Origin of the sequence: Streptococcus parapneumoniae (genome assembly GCF_037076355.1) — a bacterium.
GTDB lineage: Bacteria > Bacillota > Bacilli > Lactobacillales > Streptococcaceae > Streptococcus > Streptococcus parapneumoniae.
The window spans coordinates 54,402-80,689 of the sequence record NZ_AP026968.1 but is presented as its reverse complement, the minus strand read 5'-3'; the positions used below and the strand labels follow the sequence as shown (position 1 = coordinate 80,689).

Annotated in this window: 29 protein-coding genes and 1 pseudogene; all 30 read right to left on the bottom strand. The window is 41.9% G+C overall.

The window, feature by feature from the left end:
* Positions 1-39: 39 nt before the first annotated feature.
* Positions 40-1,305 carry a phosphoribosylamine--glycine ligase gene (gene purD, locus SP4011_RS00460; RefSeq protein WP_338619445.1) on the bottom strand — a complete coding sequence of 422 codons (1,266 nt, stop codon included), beginning with the start codon at positions 1,303-1,305 and terminating at the stop codon, positions 40-42.
* A gap of 121 nt (positions 1,306-1,426) precedes the next feature.
* Positions 1,427-2,974, bottom strand: a complete 1,548-nt coding sequence (gene purH, locus SP4011_RS00455) for a bifunctional phosphoribosylaminoimidazolecarboxamide formyltransferase/IMP cyclohydrolase (RefSeq protein ID WP_338619444.1) — start codon at positions 2,972-2,974, stop codon at positions 1,427-1,429.
* Positions 2,975-2,998: 24 nt separating this feature from the next.
* Positions 2,999-3,508 carry a VanZ family protein gene (locus tag SP4011_RS00450; RefSeq protein WP_173277312.1) on the bottom strand — a complete coding sequence of 170 codons (510 nt, stop codon included), beginning with the start codon at positions 3,506-3,508 and terminating at the stop codon, positions 2,999-3,001.
* A gap of 71 nt (positions 3,509-3,579) precedes the next feature.
* Positions 3,580-3,733: pseudogene (locus SP4011_RS00445) on the bottom strand (bifunctional phosphoribosylaminoimidazolecarboxamide formyltransferase/IMP cyclohydrolase); the annotation flags it as partial.
* A gap of 1 nt (position 3,734) precedes the next feature.
* Positions 3,735-4,199 (bottom strand): GNAT family N-acetyltransferase, encoded by a 465-nt coding sequence (locus SP4011_RS00440; protein ID WP_000569798.1) that lies wholly within the window; start codon positions 4,197-4,199, stop codon positions 3,735-3,737.
* 44 nt (positions 4,200-4,243) lie between these two features.
* Positions 4,244-4,795, bottom strand: a complete 552-nt coding sequence (gene purN, locus SP4011_RS00435) for a phosphoribosylglycinamide formyltransferase (RefSeq protein ID WP_338619443.1) — start codon at positions 4,793-4,795, stop codon at positions 4,244-4,246.
* A complete protein-coding gene (gene purM / locus SP4011_RS00430; protein ID WP_164226444.1) occupies positions 4,792-5,814 on the bottom strand; it encodes a phosphoribosylformylglycinamidine cyclo-ligase in 1,023 nt (340 codons plus the stop codon). The genes purN and purM overlap by 4 nt, the downstream gene beginning before the upstream one ends.
* A 36-nt stretch (positions 5,815-5,850) precedes the next feature.
* Positions 5,851-7,293 carry an amidophosphoribosyltransferase gene (purF, locus tag SP4011_RS00425; protein ID WP_338619442.1) on the bottom strand — a complete coding sequence of 481 codons (1,443 nt, stop codon included), beginning with the start codon at positions 7,291-7,293 and terminating at the stop codon, positions 5,851-5,853.
* Between the two features lie 93 nt (positions 7,294-7,386).
* Entirely contained in the window at positions 7,387-11,112 is a 3,726-nt protein-coding gene (locus SP4011_RS00420; RefSeq protein ID WP_338619441.1) for a phosphoribosylformylglycinamidine synthase, read from the bottom strand.
* A gap of 56 nt (positions 11,113-11,168) precedes the next feature.
* The gene (locus tag SP4011_RS00415) at positions 11,169-11,312 is read right to left on the bottom strand and encodes a phosphoribosylaminoimidazolesuccinocarboxamide synthase (RefSeq protein ID WP_338620379.1); all 144 of its coding nucleotides are present in this window, start codon (positions 11,310-11,312) and stop codon (positions 11,169-11,171) included.
* Between the two features lies 1 nt (position 11,313).
* Positions 11,314-12,021 (bottom strand): phosphoribosylaminoimidazolesuccinocarboxamide synthase, encoded by a 708-nt coding sequence (gene purC / locus SP4011_RS00410; RefSeq protein ID WP_338619440.1) that lies wholly within the window; start codon positions 12,019-12,021, stop codon positions 11,314-11,316.
* 169 nt (positions 12,022-12,190) lie between these two features.
* Positions 12,191-13,540: a competence pheromone export protein ComB gene (comB, locus tag SP4011_RS00405; protein WP_338619439.1), complete on the bottom strand. Its 1,350-nt coding sequence runs from the start codon at positions 13,538-13,540 to the stop codon at positions 12,191-12,193.
* 12 nt (positions 13,541-13,552) lie between these two features.
* Positions 13,553-15,706: a peptide cleavage/export ABC transporter ComA gene (gene comA / locus SP4011_RS00400; protein WP_338619438.1), complete on the bottom strand. Its 2,154-nt coding sequence runs from the start codon at positions 15,704-15,706 to the stop codon at positions 13,553-13,555.
* 310 nt (positions 15,707-16,016) lie between these two features.
* Entirely contained in the window at positions 16,017-16,205 is a 189-nt protein-coding gene (locus SP4011_RS00395) for a hypothetical protein (protein ID WP_338619437.1), read from the bottom strand.
* A 496-nt stretch (positions 16,206-16,701) separates the two neighbouring features.
* Positions 16,702-16,908 (bottom strand): bacteriocin immunity protein, encoded by a 207-nt coding sequence (locus tag SP4011_RS00390; protein ID WP_173283045.1) that lies wholly within the window; start codon positions 16,906-16,908, stop codon positions 16,702-16,704.
* Between the two features lie 77 nt (positions 16,909-16,985).
* Positions 16,986-17,165, bottom strand: a complete 180-nt coding sequence (locus SP4011_RS00385; protein ID WP_173283047.1) for a hypothetical protein — start codon at positions 17,163-17,165, stop codon at positions 16,986-16,988.
* An 80-nt stretch (positions 17,166-17,245) separates the two neighbouring features.
* Entirely contained in the window at positions 17,246-17,461 is a 216-nt protein-coding gene (locus SP4011_RS00380) for a bacteriocin immunity protein (RefSeq protein ID WP_240147170.1), read from the bottom strand.
* A 3-nt stretch (positions 17,462-17,464) separates the two neighbouring features.
* Positions 17,465-17,632 (bottom strand): class IIb bacteriocin, lactobin A/cerein 7B family, encoded by a 168-nt coding sequence (locus SP4011_RS00375; protein WP_173219503.1) that lies wholly within the window; start codon positions 17,630-17,632, stop codon positions 17,465-17,467.
* Positions 17,633-17,640: 8 nt separating this feature from the next.
* Complete coding sequence (locus SP4011_RS00370) at positions 17,641-17,841, bottom strand: hypothetical protein (protein WP_000478865.1); 201 nt, start codon at positions 17,839-17,841, stop codon at positions 17,641-17,643.
* A 27-nt stretch (positions 17,842-17,868) separates the two neighbouring features.
* Entirely contained in the window at positions 17,869-18,063 is a 195-nt protein-coding gene (locus SP4011_RS00365) for a class IIb bacteriocin, lactobin A/cerein 7B family (RefSeq protein WP_000180815.1), read from the bottom strand.
* A gap of 34 nt (positions 18,064-18,097) precedes the next feature.
* Entirely contained in the window at positions 18,098-18,253 is a 156-nt protein-coding gene (locus SP4011_RS00360) for a hypothetical protein (protein ID WP_001004584.1), read from the bottom strand.
* 11 nt (positions 18,254-18,264) lie between these two features.
* Positions 18,265-18,393, bottom strand: a complete 129-nt coding sequence (locus SP4011_RS00355) for a smi_0059.1 family bacteriocin-like peptide (protein ID WP_000658223.1) — start codon at positions 18,391-18,393, stop codon at positions 18,265-18,267.
* Between the two features lie 494 nt (positions 18,394-18,887).
* Positions 18,888-19,619, bottom strand: a complete 732-nt coding sequence (locus tag SP4011_RS00350; protein ID WP_001221867.1) for a response regulator transcription factor — start codon at positions 19,617-19,619, stop codon at positions 18,888-18,890.
* The gene (locus SP4011_RS00345; protein WP_338619435.1) at positions 19,616-20,431 is read right to left on the bottom strand and encodes a GHKL domain-containing protein; all 816 of its coding nucleotides are present in this window, start codon (positions 20,429-20,431) and stop codon (positions 19,616-19,618) included. The genes SP4011_RS00350 and SP4011_RS00345 overlap by 4 nt, the downstream gene beginning before the upstream one ends.
* Positions 20,432-20,995: 564 nt before the next feature.
* A complete protein-coding gene (locus SP4011_RS00340) occupies positions 20,996-21,142 on the bottom strand; it encodes a smi_0057.1 family bacteriocin-like peptide (RefSeq protein WP_000425304.1) in 147 nt (48 codons plus the stop codon).
* 152 nt (positions 21,143-21,294) lie between these two features.
* Positions 21,295-22,464 (bottom strand): N-acetylmuramoyl-L-alanine amidase family protein, encoded by a 1,170-nt coding sequence (locus tag SP4011_RS00335; protein ID WP_338619433.1) that lies wholly within the window; start codon positions 22,462-22,464, stop codon positions 21,295-21,297.
* 449 nt (positions 22,465-22,913) lie between these two features.
* The gene (locus SP4011_RS00330; protein ID WP_173277364.1) at positions 22,914-23,147 is read right to left on the bottom strand and encodes an acyl carrier protein; all 234 of its coding nucleotides are present in this window, start codon (positions 23,145-23,147) and stop codon (positions 22,914-22,916) included.
* A 5-nt stretch (positions 23,148-23,152) separates the two neighbouring features.
* Entirely contained in the window at positions 23,153-24,145 is a 993-nt protein-coding gene (gene plsX, locus SP4011_RS00325) for a phosphate acyltransferase PlsX (protein ID WP_338619430.1), read from the bottom strand.
* Entirely contained in the window at positions 24,142-24,912 is a 771-nt protein-coding gene (recO, locus tag SP4011_RS00320) for a DNA repair protein RecO (protein ID WP_338619429.1), read from the bottom strand. The genes plsX and recO overlap by 4 nt, the downstream gene beginning before the upstream one ends.
* Positions 24,909-26,078, bottom strand: a complete 1,170-nt coding sequence (locus SP4011_RS00315) for a pyridoxal phosphate-dependent aminotransferase (RefSeq protein WP_338619428.1) — start codon at positions 26,076-26,078, stop codon at positions 24,909-24,911. The genes recO and SP4011_RS00315 overlap by 4 nt, the downstream gene beginning before the upstream one ends.
* Positions 26,079-26,288 lie beyond the last annotated feature (210 nt).

The window sequence follows — 26,288 nt, the reverse complement described above, 5'->3', positions numbered from 1 at the left end:
TTGGTTCGCTTTCGCTCACCATGACAAATTTAGTATCTGTTAATCTTTTATCGCCTTGCTTCCGATATCCGTTCGGTAGAAGAGGCCTTCTGTGTTTTGTGTGTTGAGTTCGCTGTAGATGGTATCTTGGGCTTCTTTGACGGTATCGTTGGTGGTGACGAGCATGTAAACACGTCCGCCATTTGAGAGCAGTGCTCTGCTATTTTCCGCAAACTTAGCCCCTGCATAGTAGGTGATGATGTCGCCTTCTGTCTTGGCTGGCAATTCAATACCTTTTTCATAGTCAAGCGGGTAACCGTTTGATGCGACAACCACACCCAGAGTCACACCCTTGTCCGTCCAGGTGATGTTTGGCTCCTTGCCATCGAGGATATCCGTAATATTTTGTGCAAAGTCAGATGTTAATCGAGGTAAGATAATCTGAGTTTCGGGATCTCCGAACCGAGCGTTGAACTCGATGACTTTCGGTCCATCAGCTGTCAGGATAAGCCCTGCGTAGAGGATGCCAAGATACGGACGCCCTTCTTGGATCATGCCCTCAAGGACTGGCTTGACAATAGTGTCAACTGCTGTGGCAACTACGCTCTGTGGCAAGTGAGGAACTGGCGCATAAGCTCCCATACCGCCTGTGTTAGGTCCCTTGTCGCCATCGTAGGCACGTTTGTGGTCCTGAGCTGTTGGCATAATGTAGAACTTGTCCCCATTGACAAAGGCAAAGAGGGAGAACTCCTCCCCATCAAGGAATTCCTCAATAACCACACGCGCACCTGAGTCACCAAATTTATTGTCCAAAAGCATCTCGTGAGCTGCTTCGACCGCTTGCTCAACCGTCTCAGCAACGACGACGCCCTTCCCAAGCGCCAAGCCATCCGCTTTAACTACGATAGGAGCCCCCTGCTTTTCGATATAGGCCTTAGCTTCCTCAAAGTCCGAGAATGTGCCATAGGCTGCTGTCGGAACGCCATATTTGACCATGATTTCCTTAGCAAAATCCTTGGACCACTCCAGCTCAGCTGCCAATCTTGTCGGACCAAAAGCTTTGAGTCCTGCCGCATTGAAATCATCCACGATACCAGCCGCAAGGGCGTCATCTGGCCCGATAAATGACCAAGCAATATCGTTGGCTTTTACAAACTCAATCAATTCATAATGTTCGGAAATAGAGATATTTACCAATTCCAAACCATCCAGAGTCATCCCATCATTCCCAGGAGCAACAAAAACCTTTTCTACCTCTTTTGACTCAAGCAACTTCTTAGCAATCGCATGTTCACGACCACCCGAACCGACAACTAACAGCTTCATTCCTCAACCTCTTTTGCGAATTATTTACTAATATTATACCACAAACGTTCGTTTTAATCTTATTTCACTCCGCATTTTTACGCAAAAAAGGAAAGAAACTGTTTTCTTCCCTTTAACATTCTCAATGTCTAAAATGTCTCACGTCTGTGAAGACCATAGTCAAGCCATATTTGTCAGCGGCTTCGATGGATTCTTGGTCACGGACGGATCCACCTGGCTGGATGATGGCCTTGATACCTGCTTTGGCGATTTCTTCCACATTATCCGCAAATGGGAAGAAGGCATCAGAAGCAAGCACAGCACCGTCAAGACGGTCTTTGGCTTGGTCAATCGCAATACGAACAGAAGCCACGCGATTGGTTTGACCTGGGCCAACACCAAGTGTCATGTGGTCATTGGTGATGATGATGCCGTTTGATTTGACGTACTTGATAGCCTTCCAAGCGAACTCAAGAGCTGTCGCTTCTTTCTCAGTTGGTTGGCGTTTGGTCACCACTTGCCAGGCAGCTGGACTTTCTTTGATAACATCTTGGTTTTGCACCAGAAGTCCACCGACAACACCTGTGTATTCTGCTTCTACTTCGCTAGCCTCTTGAGCATCAAATGGCAAGGCAAGGATACGCAAGTTTTTCTTTTTATTAGTCAAAATAGCTAGCGCTTCATCCGTATAGTTTGGTGCAATGATGATTTCAAGGAAAACACCATGCATCTTTTCAGCTGTCGCAGCATCCACCTCACGGTTGAGAACGACAATTCCACCAAAGATAGACACTGGGTCAGACTCATAAGCGTAGTCCCAAGCAGTCTCAATGTCATCAGCCTGACCGATACCGCATGGATTCATATGCTTGAGAGCCACAACAGTTGGACGGTCTTTGAAATCACGGATGATACGGATAGCAGCATCCGCATCACGGATATTGTTAAAGGACAATTCCTTACCATTGAGCTGTTTGGCTGAAGCAATGGAGTAGTCTGTAGGCAAAGCTTTCTGGTAAAAGTCCGCGTCTTGTTGAGGGTTCTCACCGTAACGCATGGCTTGTTTGAGGTCATAGGTCAAAGTCAACTTTTCAGGCTTACTTTCACCCACTTGAGCTGTAAAATACTCTGCAATCAAGGCATCATAAGCTGCTGTGTGACGGAAAACCTTGGCTGCCAAACGTTGGCGAGTTTCGTAAGTGGTTTCGCCGTTGGCTGCCAATTCGTTAAGCACCACATCATAGTCAGCAGGATCCACCACAACTGTTACGCTAGCGTGGTTCTTCGCTGCTGAACGAAGCATAGATGGCCCACCAATATCGATATTCTCCACAGCATCAGCGTAAGTCACGTCTGGTTTGAGAATCGTTTCCTTGAAAGGATAAAGGTTGACCACTACAAGGTCAATAAGCTCAATCTTGTTGTCCTTAGCCGCTTCCAAGTGGCTATCCAAGTCACGACGAGCGAGAAGCCCTCCGTGGATATTTGGGTGGAGGGTCTTCACACGACCGTCCATCATTTCTGGGAAACCAGTCACATCATCGATAGCAATGGTATCCACCCCAGCATTATCAAGGGCAACCTTAGTTCCACCTGTTGAGATAATCTCCCAACCAAGTTTTTTGAGTTCTTGGGCAAATTCAACAATGCCCGCTTTGTCTGATACGCTGATTAAGGCGCGTTTAGTCATTATATTCTCCTTTTTAATCATTAGTTAAACACCAATTAAATGCAGTAACAGTAAAACAAAATAAGCAAAACTAAGGCTAAGCATACCTAAGATATTGACCCATTTTCTAGTCTGTGATTTGAACACTCTTATAAAAATTTGATAAATCAATAAGCCTACACAAACACCTAGCGTATTTAAAGCCAAATCCGTTATATCTGTTATACCTATTGCTAAAATATACTGTAAGCACTCAAACAATAAACTAATCAAGAAACCTGTCCCGACTATTCTTAAACTAGATAAACTAGTTTTTATCAGAGGGAAACAAACACCTAATGGAATAAAGGAAATCAGATTAAATAACATTTCAGTAAAAACAATTTTTCCATCTACTATTAGTGGTTCTGAAAATGGAATCCAATTGATATACCTTGGAGCTAAGAAAAATGCTATAAATTCAGGATTTGTTTCAAACTTAAATAAGATTCCCCAAGTTAATAACATCAGATAGACATAAAATACATATCGAGTTGTTTTTTTAGATTCTAACATTACAAATACCTCCGTTTGAAGTCGTCTTCGACAATCACTGACTCCAATTTTAAATCAAAGATATCATATGAATCATCAATGGCACTGGTGCTCACCCCAGCATTATCAAGGGCAACCTTGGTTCCACCTGTTGAGATGATGTCCCAACCGAGTTTTTTTAAGTTCTTGGGCAAATTCAACAATACCATCTTTGTTTGAGATACTGATTAAAGCTTTTTTCGTCATTCTATTCCTCTTTCTTTAGGTCCAAGCGCATAGCGACTTCATTATTTTCTTCTATAAATCCTGTTTCCTGAAAACCCAAACTAGTCAACAGGTGCTTCATTTTTTCATTTCCAACCACATAATCTGCGATAATATGATTGCAAGTGCTATCCATCTGAGCCTTTTTGATCAGAAATTCCACGGCTTTTCGTCCATAACCTCTTCCTTGGTACTGCTGGCCAATCATTATCCGCCAGATAAAGTATTCCGCTTCATCCTTATCTATTTCCAACAGGAGAAAACCAACTACAAGCTCATTCCAATAAATTGCCATTGGAAACACATCCCCATTCTCTCGGTAGAGCCATGCGTCAGCTAAAGAGCGTACATTTGGAGACACGAAACGTGCTCGTTCATCAGCTTCAGATATTTTCAAATCCAGCACTGCCTGAAAACTGCTCTCATCTACTAATTTTATCTCAATCATTTTTTCTCCTAGCAAAATTGCACAATCAAAATTTGATTTACTTCTTATCTTCTCCCTACTCCCAAACTATCCAGAACCTCTGGATACAACTTGTACTCCGCTTCATGAATCCGTTCTTCAAAACTGTCAATGGTATCATCAGCCAGCCGTGGCACACGTACTTGTTTGATAACCTTTCCTGTATCCACACCCGAATCTACCCAGTGAATGGTCACACCACTCTCAGCAACACCAGCATTCCAAGCATCCTCAATCCCATGAGCTCCTGGAAATTCTGGCAGGTAGGCTGGATGAATGTTGACAATCCTGCCTTCATAAGCTGCCAATAAGGTTGACCCAACAATTTTCATGTAGCCTGCTAGACAAACCAAGTCAATCTGGTGCTCTTCCAAGAGTTCGACAATGGCTACTTCGTAGTCTGCCTTGCTCTCAAACTCCTTGAGTTCAAAAGCATAGGACAGAACGCCGAGCTTGTCTGCACGTTCGAGCACATAGGCGTCACGATGGTCTGAAAAGACAAACTCTACTGGAAATTGTTCCGCTATCACCTGAAAATTTGAGCCATTACCAGAGGCAAAAACCGCTATTTTTTTCATTTGATGATGACACTTTCGTTTTCTTTCTTGACGATACGACCAATTTCATAGACTGGTTCATCCAGCAATTCCTTGACACGACCTACATTTTCAGGGCTGACTGCTAGCATAAGTCCCACACCCATATTGAAGATTTCAAACATTTCTTCATGTTTGATTTTACCATATTTTTCAAGAGCTTTGAAAATAGGAAGCACTGGAACTTTGCTTTCATCAATCTCAGCAGCCAAGTCATCTGCAAACATACGAGGAACATTTTCGATAAAGCCCCCACCTGTGATGTGGGCAATACCGTTGACCAACTCTTCCTTGATGAGTGGCAAAACAGCCTTGACATAGATACGAGTCGGCTCAAGAAGAACTTCCTTGAGTTTCTTGCCTTCCAATTCTGGCAGAACTTCCTCACCTGTGTAATCCGCAAAGACACGACGGACGAGAGAGTAACCATTGGAATGAATCCCACTTGAAGCAAGTCCGAGAAGAACATCTCCTTCTGCCACCTTTGAACCGTCAATGATTTGAGATTTTTCAGCCACACCGACCGCAAAACCAGCTAAGTCATAGTCATCTGTGCCGTACATGCCAGGCATTTCAGCCGTTTCCCCACCGATGAGGGCAGCGCATGCCTGCACACAACCTTCTGCCACACCAGCAACGACTTGCTCTAGCTTAGCTGGTTCATTCTTCCCTGTCGCTACGTAGTCAAGGAAATAGAGGGGCTCCGCACCTGCAGCGATAATGTCATTGACACACATGGCAACACAGTCCTGACCGATGGTATCGTGCTTGTCGTACTTGATGGCAAGCATGAGCTTGGTTCCGACACCGTCAGTCCCTGAAATCAAGACGGGCTCTTTGACCCCAGTCTTTGAAAGGTCAAACATGCCACCGAAACCACCAAGAGCTCCCATGACACCTGCACGCTCCGTACGAGCCACATGCTTTTTAATTCGTTCAACAACTTCATAACCCGCTTCAACATCCACACCAGATTGAGCGTACGCATTTTTATTTGCCATTTTTATATTCCTTTTCTTTAATGGAGGATCTATTGTCTATTTGTAAAAACTGGTCTTTTCTTCCAAACTTCTACGATAGTCTTCTTCATAGTCGTAGAGAGGCGTTGGGTAGTCACCGTCAAAGTAAGCGACACAGAGACCACCATTTGGCGCATCCGTTTCAATACCAATCGACTCAATCAATCCTTCAACAGAAAGATAGGTCAGACTGTCCGCACCAATGATTTGGCGCGTTTCTTCAACCGTATGATTGGCCGCAATCAGTTCCTGACGAGTCTGGATATCAATTCCATAGAAGCATGGATAAGCTAGCGCTGGACTACCAATGGCAACGTGAACCTCAGTCGCACCCGCTTCTTTCAAAAGCTGGACGATACGACGAGAGGTCGTCCCACGTACAATAGAGTCATCAATCATAACCACACGCTTGCCTTTTACAACGCCTGAAACAGCAGACAGTTTCATCCGCACCCCTTGCTCCCGCAATTCTTGAGTCGGTTGGATAAAAGTTCGCTGGGTGTATTGGTTCTTGATAAGACCCATTTCATTTGGTAAACCAGATCCTTCCGCAAAGCCCATAGCTGCGCTGAGTGAGGAATTGGGTACACCGACCACAATATCCGCCTCATGCTTAAATTCACGCGCCAATTGGGCACCCATACGTTTACGTGCCGTATGGACATTAACACCGTGGATATTAGAATCAGGGCGAGCAAAGTAGATATACTCCATAGAGCAAATCGCTAACTGGGTATCATCTGTATAGCTGTCATACTGGATGCCCTGGTCATCAATGATCACAATCTCACCTGGCTTCAAATCACGAATCCATTCAGCACCAATAACCTCAAAAGCACAGGTTTCAGAGGAAACAACCACCGCTCCGTTGGCCATTTTCCCGATAGAAAGCGGACGGAAACCATTGGGGTCAAGGGCAGCAATCAGCTTGTCCTCAAACAGCAAGATATAGGCAAAACCACCTTTAACAAGGCTGAGCGCTTCCTTGATTTTTCCCATCAAGTTCGGATTGTGACTGCGACGAATGAGGTGAGCCAAGATTTCAGAGTCCGAAGTCGCGCTGAAAATCGCTCCTCGTTCTTCCAATTCTTTCTTGAGAGAGGCCGCATTGGTCAGGTTCCCATTATGAGCCAAACCAAACTGCATATCGTGAAAACGGAAGAGGAAAGGCTGGATATTATCTACAGAAGCTTCGCCAGCAGTCGCGTAACGCACATGCCCAATCGCACCAGTTCCCGTCAATTTATCCAAATTAGCAGGATTTCTGAAGACTTCTGATAAAAGTCCCATGTCACGATGGCGCTTCAATTGTCCCTGATCATTGGAGAGGATTCCTGCCCCCTCCTGACCACGGTGTTGAAGACTGTGGAGACCAAAATAGGTCAACTTAGCAGCATCTGGATGTCCCCAGATACCGAAAACACCACATTCTTCATTAAGAGATTTTACTTCGTATGTCATTTTATATACCTAATTTTTATTTGTGTAGCACCAAGAGCTAAATCTACATGACTTTTACATTACTGATACTATCTATTAGAAAATCTGTAAGTCTTATTTTCCAGTAAAGTATTTAACCGCCGACGCAAACAGGTGCTGGTCTTTATTGCCTGGGATATTTTGGAAAAGACCGTCTTCATAACGTTCTGAGTGTCCCATCTTACCGATGATTTGGCCGTTCTTGCTAGTAATTCCTTCGATGGCATGGACAGAACCATTCGGATTGTACTTAGAATCCATACTTGGTTTTCCATCAAAGTCAACATATTGGCTGAAGATTTGTCCATTGTCACGGAGCTCTGCAAATTCCTCAGCCATCACGACAAATTTCCCTTCACCGTGCGAAACAGGAATGGCGTGAATCTCACCAACTTCCACCCCAGCAAGCCATGGTGAGTTAGTATTGGCAATGCGAGTTTCCACCATCTTGGCCACGTGTTGGTTGGCATCATTGTAGAAAAGGGTTGGGCTCGTGCTGCTGGCATCCTCGAAGTTCCCGTATGGAAGAAGACCTGATTTGACCAAGGCCTGGAATCCATTACAGATACCGATAACCAGACCACCACGAGAGATAAAGCTATCAATAGCTACACGCACTTTTTCATTGAGCAGGATGTTGACGATAAACTTAGCTGAACCATCTGGCTCGTCCGCAGCTGAGAAACCGCCTGCAAAGAAGAGGATGTTAGCCTTGCCGATGTTGTCAACCATGGTTTCAACTGACTTGACAATGGCTTCTTCATTCAAGGTCACAAATGGCACTAAGTTAACCTCTGCACCTTCTTTCTCAAAGGCCTTAGCTGAGTCATACTCTGAGTTGGTTCCTGGGAAGACTGGGATATAAACCACAGGTTTTTCAACCTTTTCTTTGGCTTTAATCACAACATCTGATACCACAGCTGGTACTTCAGCCAGTTCTTTAGCTTGGGCAAATTCTGTTGGGTAAGCTTCTTCCAATGTCCCTTGGAAGGCACTGTCAAGTTTGTGTCCATCTAGCTTCACAGCGTTTACAGTCAGTGTAAAGTCTGCTTTCGTTTGACCAATCTTCTCTACTCCAGCGATTTCTTCAGGCGATGTGAAGATAAATCCGCCTAATTGAGCTGTCAAAGCCGTTTCAAGTTCAGGCAAGGTTACTTCTGCACCGATATGATTTCCAAAGGTAGCAAGTGCCAAACTTTCAAGCACACCACCGTATTTAACAGCTGAAGCTGCTGTTACTTTGTGAGCCTTTTGAAAGGCTTCAAACTGAGTAAAGTTAGACTTAATCAAGTCAAAATCAATTTCTGCAGAGAGGGCTTGACCTGGGATGTAGTAGATATTTTCCCCAACAGCTTTAAATTCTGGAGAGAGCACATTACGGCTATCCGCTGTCGTCACCCCAAAAGCGACCAAGGTTGGCGGTACTGTCAATTCTTCAAAAGTACCAGACATGGAGTCCTTACCACCGATAGATGGCAAACCAAGCTGAATTTGTGCCTCAATAGAGCCTAGGAGAGCTGCTACTGGCTGACCAAAACGCTCAGCTTGTTTGTCCATGCGCTCGAAGTACTCTTGGTAAGAGAAGCGAGCCTTAGACCAGTTGGCACCAGCAGCAACCAAACGAGCAGTTGCTTCGATCACCGCATAGACAGCACCGTGGTATGGAGACCATTCAGCTACATATGGGTTGAATCCTTGAGCCATGACTGACGCAGTATGAGTCACACCGTGTTGAACTGGTAATTTCTGCACAGATGCCTCAGTTGGTGTGAGTTGGTAACGACCGCCAAGCGGATGATTGATTGTTGAACGACCAACCGAACAGTCAAAGATGGTTTGTAAGCCTTTTTGACTCGCATGATTGAGGTCAGATAGAACCGTAAGAGTATCAGCTTCAAGGGTTTCAGCAGATGTTTGACGTTCTTCTGGAAGCTTGACATCCTTGTCAACCACCTTAGCATCTACAACCACACGTACACCGTTTGTATCAAGGAAACGACGTTCCAAATCAACAATGGTTTCACCATTCCAGTGCATGACAAGATTTGGTTTTTCAGTCACTGTCGCCACCACAACAGCATCAATATTCTCTTTGTTACATTCAGCAACGAAGGCATCCACATCCTCAGGACGAACCACCACAGCCATCCGTTCTTGAGATTCAGAGATGGCAATTTCGGTACCATTCAAGCCCTGGTATTTAAGAGGCACCTTGTTGAGGTCGATTTCAAGACCGTCTGCCAATTCACCGATGGCTACACAGACACCACCAGCACCAAAGTCGTTGGATTTCTTGATGAGACGAGTGACATCACCATTACGGAAAAGTCGTTGAATCTTGCGTTCTTCGATAGCATTCCCTTTTTGAACCTCAGCTCCAGCAGTTTCCACAGACTCAACCGTTTGAACCTTAGAAGAGCCTGTCGCACCACCGACACCATCACGTCCAGTCTTACCTCCAAGGAGAATAATGACATCACCCGCTTTCGGTTTTTCACGAACCACATTGCCCTTGGGAGCCGCACCGACAACAGCACCTAGCTCCATGCGTTTAGCTACAAAGCCTGGATGGAAATACTCACGAACGTAGGTCGTCGCAAGCCCAATCTGGTTACCATATGAAGAATAACCATGAGCCGCTGTCTTAGAAATAACCTGTTGTGGCAATTTCCCAGCACGCGTTTCCGAAATCGGTGCTGTAATATCACCCGCACCTGAGATACGCATAGCTTGGTAAACATAAGAACGACCTGACAATGGGTCACGAATGGCTCCACCGATACAGGTAGCAGCCCCACCAAATGGCTCAATCTCAGTTGGGTGGTTGTGGGTTTCATTTTTAAACATGAGGAGCCAGGGTTCTTTCACACCATTAACGTCCACTTCGATTTCAACCGAACAGGCATTGATTTCGTCTGATACTTCCATGTTGTCCAAACGTCCATTAGCACGCTCATAACGACCGAAAATAGTCGCCATATCCATCAAGGTTTGCGGTTTTTCAGAACGCCCCAACTCATCACGCATGGCAATATACTTTTCATAGGTCGCCTGTAATTGTTTTTGGAATTTAGAAGCTGAAAAGTCGATGTGTTTCAACTCTGTCTCAAAAGTCGTATGACGGCAGTGGTCAGACCAGTAAGTATCCAAAACCTTGAGCTCTGTCTCAGTTGGCACGCGCCCGATTGACTTGAAGTAGTCTTGGATAAAGAGCAAATCATCCACTTCCATGGCCATCCTTTGCTCGGCCTTGTAGCGAGCAAAGTCTTCCGCTGTATAGTTTTCAAAGAAAGTCAATTTTGGAATGGTCTTGTCTGACTCTGAAAATTCCTGCTTGGCAATCTCTGTCGTGATGTCCTTGAAACGAGAATCAACTGGGTTGAGCAAGTAGTTCTTGACCGCTTCCAACTCAGTTGCATCAATATCTTTATTCACCAAGTAAAGTTGGGCTGTATTAACCGTTACATCACTCGAACTTCCTAGTAAAAGCAAAGCTTCCTGTGAAGATGCTGCACGTTGGTCAAACTGCCCTGGTAGGCTTTCAATGGCAAAGAAAGCATAGTTGGCAAGATCCGCCTGCACAGCCGCTTCGTCCAAAACATGGTCTGTCACCTGCTCAGAGAAAATATGTTTCTCTGCAGGCACAAACAAGTCCTCAGCCAAGTTAAAGACATCATACACTTGCATAATACGAATACTTTTCAAAGTTGAAAGTCCCAAGTTGTGCTGGAGCTCTCTTACCAAACTCTCTGACTTGACCTGAAAATCAGCCTTTTTTTCAACAAAAATACGTTTATCCATCAATCCTTATTCCTTTATTTCAGCTCTTGCAATGTTCCTAAACAGCCTTGAGACTGTTATTTCAATTCCTGCAACTTTTCCCAAACAATTTCGTAAACGTCGGTTAGTTCTCCCAATTCTCTACGGAGTGAAAAGGTCTGGGGGACCTTTTCAGCCTGAGTCCTTTTATTTGAGAGACGAAGGTTTTCCGTTGCAAACAGATTATTTCAAACCTTGCAACTTCTCCCAGACGATCTCATAAACGTCGGTTAGTTCTCCCAATCCTCTACGGAAAACATCCTTATCCATATGGTTGCCATCCGCATCCCACAAGCGGCAGTTATCTGGTGAAAATTCATCTGCTAAGATAATCTTACCATCCTTGTCAAAACCGAACTCTAGCTTAAAGTCAATCAACTTAAGCCCAATCTCAGCAAACCAAGCCTTCAAGAGTTCATTGATACGACGCGTTTCTTCCTTCAAATAGACAATCTGCTGGTCATCCGCAATCTGTAGAAATTTCACATGCTCATCATTGATAAATGGATCATCCAAATCATCATTTTTGTAGTAAAATTCGACAATCGGAGTCTCAAATGCTATACCTTCGTCTACGCCAAAACGTTTTGAAAAGGAACCAGCCGTGTAGTTGCGAAGCACAACCTCGAGAGGAATAATCTCAACCTTTTTATTGAGTTGTTCCGTGTCTGAAAGCTTCTCCACAAAGTGAGTCGCCACACCAGCCGCATTTAATTTCTCAAAAATAAAAGATGAAATCTGATTATTCAACACTCCCTTACCTGCAATCTGCTCCTTCTTGACACCATTGAAAGCAGTCGCCTGGTCCTTGTAAGTTGAAATAATAAGATTTTCATCCTCAGTTGTATAGATATCTTTAGCTTTTCCCGAATAGATCAATTGTTTTGACATTTAAAAGTTCGCCTTTCGTATTACTTGAGCACATTCTACCATAAAAAACTTAAAATTACAAGAATTTAACCGAATAAATAGAATGGTCGTCTCAAAAATCGTAAAGAAAAAACTGCAAGAAGTATCTTTCTCACAGTTTTAAAATCATTTAACTCTAAAAACACGAACATTACTCTTTGTTCAAAAATTGATCCAAATAATAACGTAGGTAACTTTTCTTGCCCGTAATCATCTGTAGGCGGCCTTCCACCCCATATCGAAGTCTTTCAGCCTGCTCAACAGTCAGATCTGTCTCCGCCTCGATTTTAAAGAAATTCCCTTTTTCAGTCTTGGTAGCTGTCGCATCAATACTTGTAATAGTAGAATCTAGGAAAAGTTGATTATTGGCATCATGAGTCGTCGTATAGCGAACAGAATCACCGACCTTGATTCTTGCTACATCTTTTGAACTAAGATAAGCTGTTAGTTTAGCTTTCCCTTCTTTTTCCAAGGACGGATAGAGTTGGGCTAGTAGAGTCCCCTCTGCTACCATGGTAGAATCACTGGTCTCAGGATTAAGATGAAGCACCCCATCCTCACTCGCCGTAATTTTCCCCTTGTCTAAAAGATTTCCCTGTACCTTCTTACCTGACTCTGCTTCCAAGATTTTCTGGTCTAGAAGGGTCAATTCCTGACCAACCTTTGCTAAGTGTTGGGATTTAAGGGACTCCAATTGACTGCTTAAGCCTGAAGCATAGGCTTGCTGGGTACCTGAACCTGCATACTGAACACGGTAAGTAGCAAGACTAGATTCTAACTGAGAAAGCTGTGCTTCAACCTGCGCAACTGCTTGTGCCTTAGCTTGCGGATTTTCCTCCCCCTGAGACTTGTAGGACTGGTAGAGAGAGTAGGCTAGATTCTGACTGGCCAAGGAAGTGCCTGTTTCAATAGCTGACTTAGCTGTCTGGTAATCGCGAATTTTAGCCTCTGTTTGGCTGATGAGGTTGCCGATTTCAGCTTGGGTTTGGCTAGCTGCTGCATTCTGGGACGCGATGGTCTCATTTTGTTGCGATGTACTAGCCCTAAGACTAGCCGCTTGGCTGAGGTAGTCGCGAAAGGTGGCTTGGTAGCCAAACTTATCCTCCTCTGGAAAGTGGTTCTCCCCTTCTTGCAGACTTTTTTGCAAATACTCCAATTGCTTTTTTTGATCCTTAAGCATGTCCAACTGACTAGCATAGGCCTCCGCTTGGACACCCTCTGACCCTTCCTGATATTGAACAAGAAGCTCCCCCTTCTTGACCAACTTATTTTCTTCCAAATGATTGACAAGAATACGATTGTTGCTAGTTGACTGGATATTTGCAAGGATTCGACTAGGCTCAACAGTAGCTCTAGTAAACAAACTCATCTCCTTCTCTGCAAATGTTGCAAAGCCAAGCAAAAACACGAGCAGAAGGGACATGGGTACAATCACCCGACTGGAAAAATTATGGTAACGACGATTATAAAACTCCGCACTTTCTAAAAATTCTGGTTTCATCCTCTCCTCTTTCTAGCTATTGACCAAATGGGCGTAAAATCCACCCTGTGCAAGCAAATCAGCATGCTTTCCTTCTTCAACAATCTTGCCCTGATCCAAAACAACCACCTTCTCTGTCCGCTCAGCAATGGTCAAGCGGTGGGCGATGAAAATCAAGGTCTTGTCTAAAGCCATCAGATTATCGACAATTCGCTTCTCTGTCAAAATATCTAAACTGCTGGTCGCCTCGTCCAAAATCAAGACCGGCGCATCTGTCAAGAGAGCACGCGCCAGAGCAATTCTCTGACGTTGACCACCTGAGATCCCTGCCCCATCCGAAGTCAATTCTGTCTGGTAATTCAGAGGCATGCGCTCGATATCCTCCCGAATCTCTGCCAATTCGACCGCCCGTAAGATATCTTCCTGTGTCGTCCCCTCCTTGGCTCCAAGGAGAAGATTCTCTAAAATCGTTCCGTTAAAGACATAGGGCTGTTGAGGCAGATAGTTGATATACTGGCGCAGGGCTTTTTTATCAATCTGATTGAGATTGACACCACCCAGACTAATCTCTCCCTGACTTGGATCGTAAAAATTAACCATCATCTTGGCCAAGGTCGTCTTACCTGACCCCGAAATTCCCACAAAAGCCACCTTAGAGCCTTGGGGAATGGTCAAATTGATGTCTGACAAGACATCTCGACCATAGCCATACTTGTAGTAAACTTGCTTGAAAGTCATCTCTCCCTTCATCAAACTCAAATCCTCAACCGTTTTCTTCTCCTCAAACTCCGAAGCTACCAGATAAACCTCATTTAGACGGTTATTGGCAACCTGCGCTGTCTGAAGCTTGGTTTGCAGGTTGATGATATTTTCCAAAGGATTGGTAAAGTAAACCAGCAAGGTATTATAGGTAATCAACTGCCCCAAACTCATCTTACCATCCATGACCAGAACAGCCCCCATCCAGAGAATGCCGACATTGAGCAAGAGATGGGCAACTTTTTTCAGAGCCTTTTGCTGACTCTCTGCTCGACTATAGGTAAAGGATTTTTTCAGATAATCCACAAATTCCTTGTCAATTTTTTGGTAGCGTGAACTTTCACTGGTCAAAGACTTGATAGTCTCAATACCATTGATGTCCTCAATGATAGAAGAAGACAGAACCGCATTGGCTTCCATGGTATCCCGATTCATCTTTTCAAACGGCTTCATAAAAGCAAAGATAATCACTGTGTAGATAGGCAGCGCCAATAAGGTCATGAAAAAGAGATTGGTATTTTGTGAAAATAAAACAAGGGAAATAATGACAACCGTTGACACATCTAGGAAAATCGAAAGAATGGTCGAAGCCAGCGCATCAATGATACTGTTAGCATCTGTAAAACGAGACACGATTTCCCCTGTTCTGCGTGTCGCAAAGAAGGACATGGGCAAGTGAAAAACATGCTTGATATAGGACAAAATCACATCAATCGACAAGCGTTGCCCCAAAACAAGTAAGAGATACTCCTGAGCGTAAGACAAAATCTGCTGGAGAATATAGACGATAACCAGCCCAATAGAAATAATCCCAAGCGTCGAACGCATCTGATCTGGCACATAGGTATCAATGATAGACTGCAGATAATAAGAACCCACAATGTTAATCAAGGTTACCAAGAGTGTTGCCAAAACGATATTGGCAATCAAGCCACGCTGCTTCACTAATATAGGGATAAAAGAGAGCAGACCATTCTTTTGATCCTTATGAGGCTTGTAGTCTGGACTAGGTGCCATAAAAAGAGTCACTCCTGTCCATTCTTCCGCAAAACGCTCACGTGGCAGTTTGGTCAATTTCACCCCAGGATCTGGATCGGCAATATGAATGCTATCCTTATCCTGCCCAGTCACCACATAGTAGTGGAGCAATTTTCCTTCCTTAAGAACATGGGCAACAAAAGGAAAAGTCAAATCTGGCAAGTCAAAGAGCGTCATATCCGCCTTAATTGCTCGCGTCTCAAAACCAATCTCCTCTGCCACCTTGACCAAGCCCAAAGCCGTTGTCCCATCCATGGTTGTCTTGGCCAATTCTCGCAAGTGAGCCAAAGAATAATAGCTACCATAGTAGCCAAAAACCATGGCTAATGAAGCTACACCGCAGTCCATCTGATCCACCTGCGGACGATAGTGACGTTTCCCAAATTTCATATTCATCTCCTTTTTCCTAATACTCAATGAAAATCAAAGAGCAAACTAGGAAACTAGCCGCAGGCTGCTCAAAACACTGTTTTGAGGTTGTAGATAGGACTGACGAAGTCAGTCTCATATATACGGTAAGGCGACGTTGACGTGGTTTGAATTTGATTTTCGAAGAGTATAAACTCATCTGATAACAACTATCTTACCCCAATCCCCAAACAAAAACTGGACTTCCTTCCCAAATGCACCTATCTCCCTCCCAACTGCACTTTTAAGATAAAAAAATAGGCAGAACAAACGTCCTACCTAAAATATATATTTATTTCTTTTTCTTCCTAACTTTTTTGTCAATCATGTACAAAATGATAATCGAAAACAGCGGTGGTACAATATAACTCTTTTCACTCATTGTCAGATGAAATCCCAGAGTTGCTAGTATCTTAAAGATGAAAATATTCATCAAAAATAGAAAAACAAATACTAAAAAATATTTTAAAATCTTATTCATTTTTTTCTTCAACTCTCCTAATTTCTATAACTATTTTATCAAAAATACATGTAATACTCAAGGAAAATCAAAAAGCAAACTAGGAAGCTAGCCGCAAGCTGTACTTGAGTACGGTAAGGCGACGCTGACGTGGTTTGAATTTGATTTTCGAAGAGTATAAAACTCCAAATAAACACCTCAACTACACTTTTTTTGGCAAAAAATAGGCAGAACAAACGTCCTACCTACTAAAAATATGCTATTGAAAGGAAAATGATTTTTTTCTGACACCCTAGGCAAGCTTGGGACAAATAAATCATTGATAGTAACCTTTACGACATCCTATTTAAAGTTACTTCAATTTTTAATGTCCCTGCTATTTCTAAGCCACCTATGGTATGATCTATTCATAGTCAGAATAGATTATACCGTTCTAAATTACGATTCATAGTTACTCCTTTTGTTGATTCGTTACTATAAGACACCTATTCCCTATAGAGCGTCTACTGCTTCAAATTTATCTATTCTTTTTTTCTTTACTTCTATATAAAAGAATGAAGACCATCATAAATAATGCAATCGTTGGTATATTGAAACTATCAAGCCAAGTAGGTAAAGATACTTTATTTATGTCAGCTACTAATCTGATGATGATATAAGACATTGAACTAAGTAATACCATGATTTCAGGCCAAACTTTCAGTATTGATTTAACAAATTTCATATTAAACTCCAATGTGATGCATTCTGAGATTCTAGCCTAGTCATTTTAGCACAGACTAACAAATCATTCTTAACTGCTCACTCTACTTGCTTTTTATTGGCCTTATATCCTAGATAAAAGAGCCCAAATAAAACGGGGTAAATTTCTGGATAAAATAGGGTATTGATTGGATTTTTCAAAATCAAATACGTTACGATGTAGATTATGAGCGATACGGTAAAATAACCCTCAGCAAAGCCTAATAAAAATGTTTTCATAAGAAACTCCTAATTACCTGACAAGAATGGCGGAAAAACGCTACCATTCATATGCACAAAATCCTTTTGATTCATGTTCTTCATTTATAGTTTTGATTATTTTTTGACAAATCTTTGCGAAAAATACCAAAATATGCTGAGAAAAGCAACCCAACTAAAGTCCCTTGCCAATTAAAGGATACTAACGAACCTGTACGAATCACATGAAGCGCGACATTAAGAATTATTCCCAACAAAGGAAATATAGTGGCTAGTTTAGGTAACAATGTATTGAGATTAAGGTTGCGACTGTTCATTATCTAACGCCCACGACGAGCAAAATCTGAACCAAATTTGTAACCAGCATTAAAAATTTGTACAGCAGCATTCAGTACTCCTGCAATCCCAACTGCTTCCACAAGACCAAAACCACCTTTTGTTCCCACTAATTCATCGTCAGATAATTGATAAAATTGTTCTAAGTTCATGTTCGTCATTACTCCTTTGTATTATATTTTATTGCTATGTAAATGATTAAAATGAGTATTGGATAAGTAAATACTTCTGAAATATCCATAAAATTTATACTATACTGTCCAGATAATATTTTATAGTCAATTAAAATTTGAACGATAGTAAAAATAATACGTAGCGATAACAATACCCCTAGTAATATCACTTCTTTTTTTAAAAACATAGAAATGCCTCTCTGACTATAATCAGATTATGGTCTATTCGCATAATACCCCAAAGCTGCTCCTCCAGCAAAAAGCGCTGCTGCTCCACCTGCTACTGCTGCACCTATCTTCCAGATAGACACTCCGGCGATTACAAGAGGCAATGCTCCCCCATCCACATCCATCAACTCTTCTTCTGTAAGAGCTACAAAGTTCTGTTCCATTTTGTCAAAATTTGTCATCTTTTTTCTCCTCTTGTTCTATTTTTTCTAAATCTTATCTTCTAAAAAATGGGGTTCCAATAAATATACCGCGTAACAATAGACCTGTAATTAGACCCCGTTGATAACTTTCCTTGCTACCACCCACCAGCAAAGCTAAGTCGCTCTCCTTTAATACTTCAATAGTATACTTATCATTCATTTCATTCATCTCTTATCCTCCTAAAAACCAAAACCTCTACGAAATCCAATGTACCAATCTGCAAGGGTCTTCACCCAATTTTCTCCACCTTGAATATCGGTCAATTCTTCCGAAGTTAGCTCAACAAATCCATAGTAATGTTCTTTCATTATTTTATTCCTTTCTTTTTTCCTCTTACTTATCTATTCGAAAAACAATTCGAAAATGTACAACTAATTAAATTTATTTGAAAAATAATTTAGTAAACCATGGATAGAAAATTGGTAGATACATGAAGCAAACTCCTTTCCTTTTCCTCTCACTTATTTATTCGAAAAAGAATTCGAAAATAAACAACTAAATCAAAATTTATTTGAAAAATAATTTAATGTACCATGAATAGAAAATTGGTAGATACATAAACCAGACTCCTTTCTTTTTCCTCTTACTTATCTATTCGAAAAAATTTTCGAAAATGTACAACTAAATTAAATTTATTTAAAAAATAACTCAGTCAACCATGGGTAGAACATTGATATAAACATGAACTAGGCTCCTTTCCTTTTCCTCTTACTTATCTATTCGAAAAGGAAGTCAAAAAAATAAGAATATCAGAAAATTTTCCGACATTCTTATTGATAAACTCATCCAATTCTAACAGATATTAGACATTGAGATGTTTTTTAAGTGTTCTTCTGGCTGTTCGTGATACGGGGAAGTGCAAGCCTTCTAACAAGGTCACTTCTGTGGCAGTCATCTCTTCAATTGCCTGTAAACTGACTAAAGTATTGCGATTGGCATAGACAAAGTAATCTTTTTCAGCCTTGGCAGCGATATCCTTGAGACTACCATAAATGGTTTTGATAGAATGATTGGCATAGTAGACCTTGATACGATGGGATTCCACTGAGGTTTCAAAGGCTAAAATTTCATGGTAGGGCAGAGTAAAGCCCCGTCTTCCCTCAAAACTATAGGTGAAGAGACGCATATTTTCCCTCTTGTCCACTGCCAGTACATAGTCCAGACAGCGCTCCATCTGATGACAGTAGTCCGCCTCTGGCTGATCCTTGGAAATAAAATCCAAGGCAGACAAGTGGTAGCGAAAAGCTAGAGGCAAGGCCTCCGAGTGTGTGGACACAAAGACAATGCTTGTAAAAGGATCCCGCTCCCGAACCTGTTGAGCAACCTGAAAGCCCCGTTCACGCTCTCCATCAATCTCTAAATCCAATAAATAGAGCTGGTAATGGTCAAAATACTGAGAATACTTTTCAACATCTCCATAGTTTTTAGCAATATCAATTTCCAATCTCAAATTGCGAGAGCGACCGATATCTAGTAAAGTCTGCTCTATCCGTCCTTGCTGGACTCTATCGTCTTCCAAAACTAAAATTCTCATTCCTCTCCCCCTCGTTTCTCATCCTTAAATGGCAATTCTAAATCTTGTCTAAAAGTCGTCTCTCCTAGCTGGGTATCTAAGTTTAAATCATAATGAAAAACCATATCCTCCAAGGTCGCTAAACCCAGTCCACTGTGGTTTCCCTTGGTAGAGTATCCCTTTTGACTGAGAATGCTGGGATTTAGTTCTTCCTTCTTACGAGTGTTTTCAATGATAAAATGGACACTCCTATCACTTGCCAACAAAGCAACCCTAATCTGCGGATTTTCCGCCTCACTGGCTGCCTCTAAGGCATTTGTCGTGAGGATAGAGAGGATACGGATAGCCTCCAACATAGGCAAAGCCAGCTCTTCGACAACCCCCACCGTCTCCAAACTAAAATGAATTCCCTGATTATCTGCCACAATCATGGCTTTTGCCAAGGTATTACGAATGGCTATGTCATGGATATTGTGAAGATTAAAGGCCGTGTAGTCCGCCTTTCTCAGCTTTTCATTGGTCTTCAGAAAGACATCTTGATAAATGGTAGACACCTCAGCCATATCTTGATTCGCTATGGCAGGCTCCATGCTAGCGACAATCCCTGCAAAATCATGACGGAAACCTCGAACCTCATCATAGAGATGACCCAACTTATCCACCATCCCTTGCAAGGAACGATTTTCTTCTTCCTGTCTCTGAATGGTCTGCTCATCACGATAAACCTGCTCTAAGTGTCTGATATAAAAGAGCCAGGAGAAAAAGAGAATGAAAATCAGGAGAGAAATGGTCGTGTCAAAGCGAACGTAAAAAGAACTATTTCTATTGGTCATGAACGAAGAGAATATCCTAAATCCAGTCAGAGGTAGGATAATGAAAAAGCTCTTACGATAGTGGGTTTTAAAAGTATCTGAAAAGAATAAATCCAAATCCAAAGACCAACGCTTCATAATTTTACAACATAGAAAGATTGATAATAAATCAAATATAGATATATATAAAGTAGAAAACGAATCTACGAAACAACAATGCTCACCAGATAATACACGAATCCAAATTGTCAAAAATAAATAACGAATACTTTGAAAGAAGAGAAAAAGATACAGAGAAAGAAAAAGAGATTCCCCTTTTCCCTTGTGCAATACTAATAAAAAAATACAGTAAAAGTAGATAAGAACTCCTATATGAAATAATTCTCCAAATGTTTGACGAGCAGATAAACTAATTAAAAATATGAGTATCCAATAACGTTTTTTATAAAATTCTGGGGAAATTTGAGCACCCAAATAAATAGTAGGCACTATGGTTGAAACGACTACCAACAGTAGATATATCACAGAAAATAAGAATTCTAAAATAAGCATAAATAAATCTAATCTCTAACTAATACTGTGAATTTAAGCAACGTGTCTACCCGTACCAAATAATTTATTGCACCATTTTACAGTATCTTCAAAAATCCCTCCACCATTCACTTCCTCCAAAACCTCTGGAGTTAACTCTTCAAATTGTTCCAATTCTACAAATGTATTTTTCATTTCCATGACAGACTCCTTTTCATTATTTTATAGATAACTCTATCCCCTGCTCCATCTACAAAAGGCTTTAGTTTCCTTTTAAAATACAAGAAATCTAAAGCCTCCTGAAAATGGTATATTGGTTAGAGCGTTAACGATTAGTTGTGAAGATGTTATTTTTATTTAACCACAACCACTTTATAATATTCGTTTGAGTGTGGAGATTCAATCTTAATTTTTTCACCGTATAAACCATCGATTTCTTTATCCAGATAATCTGAAACTCCTGATGGCAAGCGTTTCATCTTAAGAATTTCACCAGATTGATCCGCATAGGCTAGGAAGTGATAGTGGGTTGTAGCCATACCATCATCAATTAATACAAAGTAACCTGTTTTGAGCTTACCTTGCTCATTTTCTAAATAGTATAGTTTATTGTTATTGATTGTAAAGTGGGTAGCTCCAAGACGAAGTCGTGCACCTGGATTTTCTAAATAGACATCATTGCCAACTTTTTTAATCTCTGAATAGGTTGTCATTGCTGGGATATTAACCACACGATGTCCATTTTCATCAAAGTAGTAGCGATTTGGTAAGTTTTGGAAGTTCTGTACAACTGCCTTAGGATCAATTTCTTGTCCTTCTTCTTTATTATCCACTAAAGCTAAGGTAGTATTTGCAACCTCATCTCCATATTTATTAGAAAACTTCTTGAACTCTGGTCTGATATACCAAGTGTTTTTTTCAATAATAACATCGTCACCTTTAGCATTTAGCAAATATTCTTGCCCATCTCCAAGTTTGACAATATCATGAATATTGTATCCAGCATCTTTTCTATTTGCTAGATAGCCATCCTTACCAATGACATAACTTTCCCCATCACTGGCTGGAACAGCTCTATCTGCGACCATAGCACCTGATTTTTCAAAGTAAGACCATTTACCATCTATGAACTCCCAACCTGTCATCATAGAACCACTAAAATGAAGATAGTACCATGTAGACCCTTCTTTGTACCAACCTGTACGCATGGCACCACTATTAGCTAGTGAGTACCATGTGTTGCCTTCCTTGTACCAGCCAGTACGCATAGCTCCACTATCTGCTAGTGAATACCATGTATCACCGTCTTTGAGCCATCCTGTCTGCATTTTACCAGCGCTATCGAAGTGATACCATGACCCAGCATTTTGTACCCATTTATCCTTAGCTAGACTGCCATCTTGTGAAAGATTCCAGTCAGCACCATTTTTAACCCAAGTATCTGCAGCCTGTGCTTGGTTAATAGACAAAAGCAGACCAGCACCTGCAAGCAAACCAAGAGTAAGTAATTTAGATTTTTTCATAGCTATTTCCTCCTTTATCGAACAGCTATAAGAGGGCTTCCCCTCTTTATTTAGCTATATTCTAATACTTTTCATTGTCAAAGTCAATAATATTGTGAAAAATTAGACAATATTACCAATATCTACGAATTGTATTTTGAGTAATACCGTATTGATACAACTCTATAAAAATCCTTTCTTTTTTCTCCTTTTTGGAGATTGATTTTTTCTGACTCTATTATATCCCTTATTTCTCCTCAGATTTCTACTGTCCCTAGAAAGACTAAATCTGTTCCTAAACTGTCACTTATACTCAATGAAAATCAAAGAGCAAACTAGGAAGCTAGCCGCAGGTTGCTCAAAGCACGGATTTGAGGTTGTAGATAGAGCTAACGTGGTTTGAAGAGATTTTCGAAGAGTATTAAGTCAAAGAAAAAATTCCAAAGCAAATGCCTTGGAACTTCTTATCTTTATTTTGCTTGAATGATCTTGATAACATCCCCTACACTTTGGAGTTGATCAATTTCCTCGTCACTGATTTCGATATTAAATTCATCTTCCAGTGTCAAGATAAACTCCATCAAGTCAACGGAGTCAGCATCCAAGTCGTCTTTCAAACTCAAGGATTCTGTCACGACAAAGTCCTCTCCCTGTCGCTCTTGGATAATGGTCACAATACGGTCAAAAATTTCTTTTTCTGTCATCTCTTTTATTCTCCTGAAAATTCACGCGCAGTCTGGGCAACTACGTCTGTTTCTAGCATGGTACGAATCTGGCGAATTGTACTATAAACAGCCTTGGCATCGCTTGAGCCATGAGTCTTGACAACAGGTGCCTTGACACCAAACAAGACCGCTCCACCAACATCTGAGTAGTTGAGCTGTTTTTTCAAACTTCTGAGGCTATCCTTGAGAAGAAGTGCGCCGAGTTTTGCTCGAAGACCACCACCTGTAATAGCGGTCTTGAGTAAGCCCATGATTCCCATGGCTGTCCCTTCGATGGATTTGAGCACAGCGTTTCCCGTGAAACCATCTGCCACGACAACATCCGCAACGCCATTCATCAAATCACGCGCTTCCACATTTCCGATAAAATTCAAACTTTCATCAGCTACTAGTAGTTCATAAGTTTCCTTACGAAGCGGGTCGCCCTTGCTACTCTCTGTTCCGTTGTTGAGCAAGCCAACGCGTGGCTGCGCAATGCCACGAACATTTTTAGCATAGAAAGAACCTAGAACCGCATATTGATGGAGGTGCTGGGCTGTATTTTCCGCATTAGCACCGAGGTCCAGCATGTCAAACCCCTTCCCATCTACAGTCGGTAAAGTTGACATAAGCCCAGGACGATCGATGTTCTTGATACGACCCACGATGAAAAATCCTGCTGCTAGTAAAGCACCTGTATTCCCAGCTGAGAGAACAGCGTCTGCTTCTCCCTCTTTGACAGCCTTGGCCGCCAATACCATACTGGCATCCTTCTTCTTCCGAATAGCTCTCGTAGGTTCATCGTCTGAATCAATCTTCTCATCCGTATGGATAATGCTGACGCGCTCTGTCGCTGTCAGATATTGCTTGATTTTATCTTCATCTCCGTAGAGTTGAATCTCGATATCTGAAAAGTCAGCTAGGGCTTGATTGACACCCTCAACGATGGCCTGAGGTGCGTAATCTCCCCCCATGGCATCTACTGCGATTTTTTTCATTTCTTTTCCTCTTTTAGTAATTGTCCCCAGTCTGATAGGGAATCAATAAATTTCTTTGATTTTAGGTGAATCCCAACGTACTCTTCGTAGAGTTGATCCATAAATTGGCGTAGCTCTTGCTTGATTTCAGGCTTGAGCGAAATGGTCTCCAAGGTTTCAAAATCAATGGCTTGAAATTGATTGAACAGATAAGGGATATTAGGGTTTAGATGGCAACGTCTCTCATCTTCATGATAATGGTCTGGACAGAGGCAAGCGCCATATTTGAAAGAAAAGTCAAAAGCCTGACCGACCCGATGGCAAAAGACACACTCATTAAAATTGAGGCTAATCCCAAATCGAGTCAAGATTTGAATTTCAAAAATGTTAGTCAAAACCTGATAATCCAAGCCAGCTTCCATCAACTCCAAAGTCTTTTGCAAAAAAGCAAACAAGGGAGCATCCTGCTGATTATCCTGCAAACTAGCATCTGCAAGAGCTGCCACGTAGGTCGCATAAGCCATGACAAAGAGGTCGCTATTAATCTTGGGAAAAGTCATCACCTCATGATAGTCCTCAATGTAACTGAGCCCATCATCATTGATTCGTAAGAGAAATCGAGCCAGAACCAAGGGCTGAATAACCGGCGCCAGCTTAGACTGGCCAGCATGTTTAACGAAAAACATGCGCTTGCCAGCCTGCTCAGTAAAAATCTTGACGAGCTTATCATCCTCACGAAAATTGCGATTGTAGAGCACCAAGCCTTGACTCGTGATAGACTGAATCATGATTCTCTCATGTACTCCTCAAGTCGTTTCATGGCTTCTTTGATAGTCTCCATGCTGGCTGCATAAGATAGGCGAACATAACCTTCACCATAACGCCCAAAGGCTGCTCCAGGGATAAAGGCAACAGCCTTCTTCTGAGCAAAATCCTTCAGAAAAGCAAAGGAATCTTGATTGTAGCCAGCTGGAATCTTAGCAAAGATATAGAAGGCACCGTCTGGTTTGATAATCTCAAAACCAAGAGCAGTCATTTTCTCGATAATATAATCTCGACGCTGGATGTATTCCTTCTTCATAGGCTCCGCATCATTTTTACCAACCGTCAAGGCTTCCACCGCAGCATGTTGCGCCATGGTATTTGCGGCAGTGACCAAATATTGGTGACTCTTGATTAACTGGGCTGTGAAGGCCGCAGGAGCAAAAATCAAGCCCAAACGCCAACCTGTCATGGCATGCGATTTAGACAAACCATTGATGATAATAGCCTGATCTCTTAGCATGATACCTAGAGATACATGGGCTTCCCCTGTGTAGGTCAATTCTGAGTAAACCTCATCACAGATTACGAAAATTTCGTACTTACGCAAAACAACTGCCAAAGCTTCCAACTGCTCCCGACTATAGGTAATTCCTGTCGGATTGACTGGATAATTGAGAATAACCGCCTTGAGCTTATCGCCTTGCTCCAAGATGGCCTTTTCCAACATCTCAGGAGTCAAGACAAACCCATTTTCAGTCGTGTCAATCTCGACAATCTCTGCCCCAACTAGATTGACAATCGGTTCATAACCTGGATAAGCAGGAGCTGGCAAGAGCACCTTATCTCCCTCTTCCAAAATAGCCATCAAAGTAGCAGATAAGGCCTCTGTCGCCCCAATTGTAACCAAGATTTCATTCTCAGGAGCATAGTCCAGTTGGTACTTTTCCTTAACAAAGTCACTAGCTGCCTGACGTAAAGTCAGTAAACCACTCATCCCTGTATAGTAGGATTGGTTCTGGTCAATCGCTCGCTTGGCCTCCTCCTTGACATGATCTGGCGTTGTAAAATCAGGCTCCCCCAAGGTCAAACGCAAAACCCCAGGAATCTCCGAAATAGCCTGGTCAAACTGACGAATCAACGAAACTTGAATCTTATCTAACTGTTTATTAAAGCGCTTAGTTAAGTCCATAGATACCTCCTACTTTCAAAACGTATCTCTATTATACTACAAAAGCCCCCCGACCGCAAAAATACATGATAGAATAACGCTAGCATGACAAATTGAAGTATGTTAAAATGGAGTTGTCGCAACTCCACTAACGAACTTAGTTTGGAGGTGAGTTTTTGCTAATCTTCGTTACAGTTATTCTAGCACCGTTACTGATTACTATTATCGGTA

Bases quoted from the DNA above. Each gene is read 5' to 3' on its own strand.
- purD (WP_338619445.1), bottom strand. From the start codon at position 1,305: ATGAAGCTGTTAGTTGTCGGTTCGGGTGGTCGTGAACATGCGATTGCT.
- purH (WP_338619444.1), bottom strand. From the start codon at position 2,974: ATGACTAAACGCGCCTTAATCAGCGTATCAGACAAAGCGGGCATTGTT.
- SP4011_RS00450 (WP_173277312.1), bottom strand. From the start codon at position 3,508: ATGTTAGAATCTAAAAAAACAACTCGATATGTATTTTATGTCTATCTG.
- SP4011_RS00440 (WP_000569798.1), bottom strand. From the start codon at position 4,199: ATGATTGAGATAAAATTAGTAGATGAGAGCAGTTTTCAGGCAGTGCTG.
- purN (WP_338619443.1), bottom strand. From the start codon at position 4,795: ATGAAAAAAATAGCGGTTTTTGCCTCTGGTAATGGCTCAAATTTTCAG.
- purM (WP_164226444.1), bottom strand. From the start codon at position 5,814: ATGGCAAATAAAAATGCGTACGCTCAATCTGGTGTGGATGTTGAAGCG.
- purF (WP_338619442.1), bottom strand. From the start codon at position 7,293: ATGACATACGAAGTAAAATCTCTTAATGAAGAATGTGGTGTTTTCGGT.
- SP4011_RS00420 (WP_338619441.1), bottom strand. From the start codon at position 11,112: ATGGATAAACGTATTTTTGTTGAAAAAAAGGCTGATTTTCAGGTCAAG.
- purC (WP_338619440.1), bottom strand. From the start codon at position 12,021: ATGTCAAAACAATTGATCTATTCGGGAAAAGCTAAAGATATCTATACA.
- comB (WP_338619439.1), bottom strand. From the start codon at position 13,540: ATGAAACCAGAATTTTTAGAAAGTGCGGAGTTTTATAATCGTCGTTAC.
- comA (WP_338619438.1), bottom strand. From the start codon at position 15,706: ATGAAATTTGGGAAACGTCACTATCGTCCGCAGGTGGATCAGATGGAC.
- SP4011_RS00395 (WP_338619437.1), bottom strand. From the start codon at position 16,205: ATGAATAAGATTTTAAAATATTTTTTAGTATTTGTTTTTCTATTTTTG.
- SP4011_RS00390 (WP_173283045.1), bottom strand. From the start codon at position 16,908: ATGAAATTTGTTAAATCAATACTGAAAGTTTGGCCTGAAATCATGGTA.
- SP4011_RS00385 (WP_173283047.1), bottom strand. From the start codon at position 17,165: ATGAAAACATTTTTATTAGGCTTTGCTGAGGGTTATTTTACCGTATCG.
- SP4011_RS00380 (WP_240147170.1), bottom strand. From the start codon at position 17,461: ATGAACAGTCGCAACCTTAATCTCAATACATTGTTACCTAAACTAGCC.
- SP4011_RS00375 (WP_173219503.1), bottom strand. From the start codon at position 17,632: ATGAACTTAGAACAATTTTATCAATTATCTGACGATGAATTAGTGGGA.
- SP4011_RS00370 (WP_000478865.1), bottom strand. From the start codon at position 17,841: ATGTTTTTAAAAAAAGAAGTGATATTACTAGGGGTATTGTTATCGCTA.
- SP4011_RS00365 (WP_000180815.1), bottom strand. From the start codon at position 18,063: ATGACAAATTTTGACAAAATGGAACAGAACTTTGTAGCTCTTACAGAA.
- SP4011_RS00360 (WP_001004584.1), bottom strand. From the start codon at position 18,253: ATGAATGAAATGAATGATAAGTATACTATTGAAGTATTAAAGGAGAGC.
- SP4011_RS00355 (WP_000658223.1), bottom strand. From the start codon at position 18,393: ATGAAAGAACATTACTATGGATTTGTTGAGCTAACTTCGGAAGAATTG.
- SP4011_RS00350 (WP_001221867.1), bottom strand. From the start codon at position 19,619: ATGAGAATTTTAGTTTTGGAAGACGATAGAGTCCAGCAAGGACGGATA.
- SP4011_RS00345 (WP_338619435.1), bottom strand. From the start codon at position 20,431: ATGACCAATAGAAATAGTTCTTTTTACGTTCGCTTTGACACGACCATT.
- SP4011_RS00340 (WP_000425304.1), bottom strand. From the start codon at position 21,142: ATGGAAATGAAAAATACATTTGTAGAATTGGAACAATTTGAAGAGTTA.
- SP4011_RS00335 (WP_338619433.1), bottom strand. From the start codon at position 22,464: ATGAAAAAATCTAAATTACTTACTCTTGGTTTGCTTGCAGGTGCTGGT.
- SP4011_RS00330 (WP_173277364.1), bottom strand. From the start codon at position 23,147: ATGACAGAAAAAGAAATTTTTGACCGTATTGTGACCATTATCCAAGAG.
- plsX (WP_338619430.1), bottom strand. From the start codon at position 24,145: ATGAAAAAAATCGCAGTAGATGCCATGGGGGGAGATTACGCACCTCAG.
- recO (WP_338619429.1), bottom strand. From the start codon at position 24,912: ATGATTCAGTCTATCACGAGTCAAGGCTTGGTGCTCTACAATCGCAAT.
- SP4011_RS00315 (WP_338619428.1), bottom strand. From the start codon at position 26,078: ATGGACTTAACTAAGCGCTTTAATAAACAGTTAGATAAGATTCAAGTT.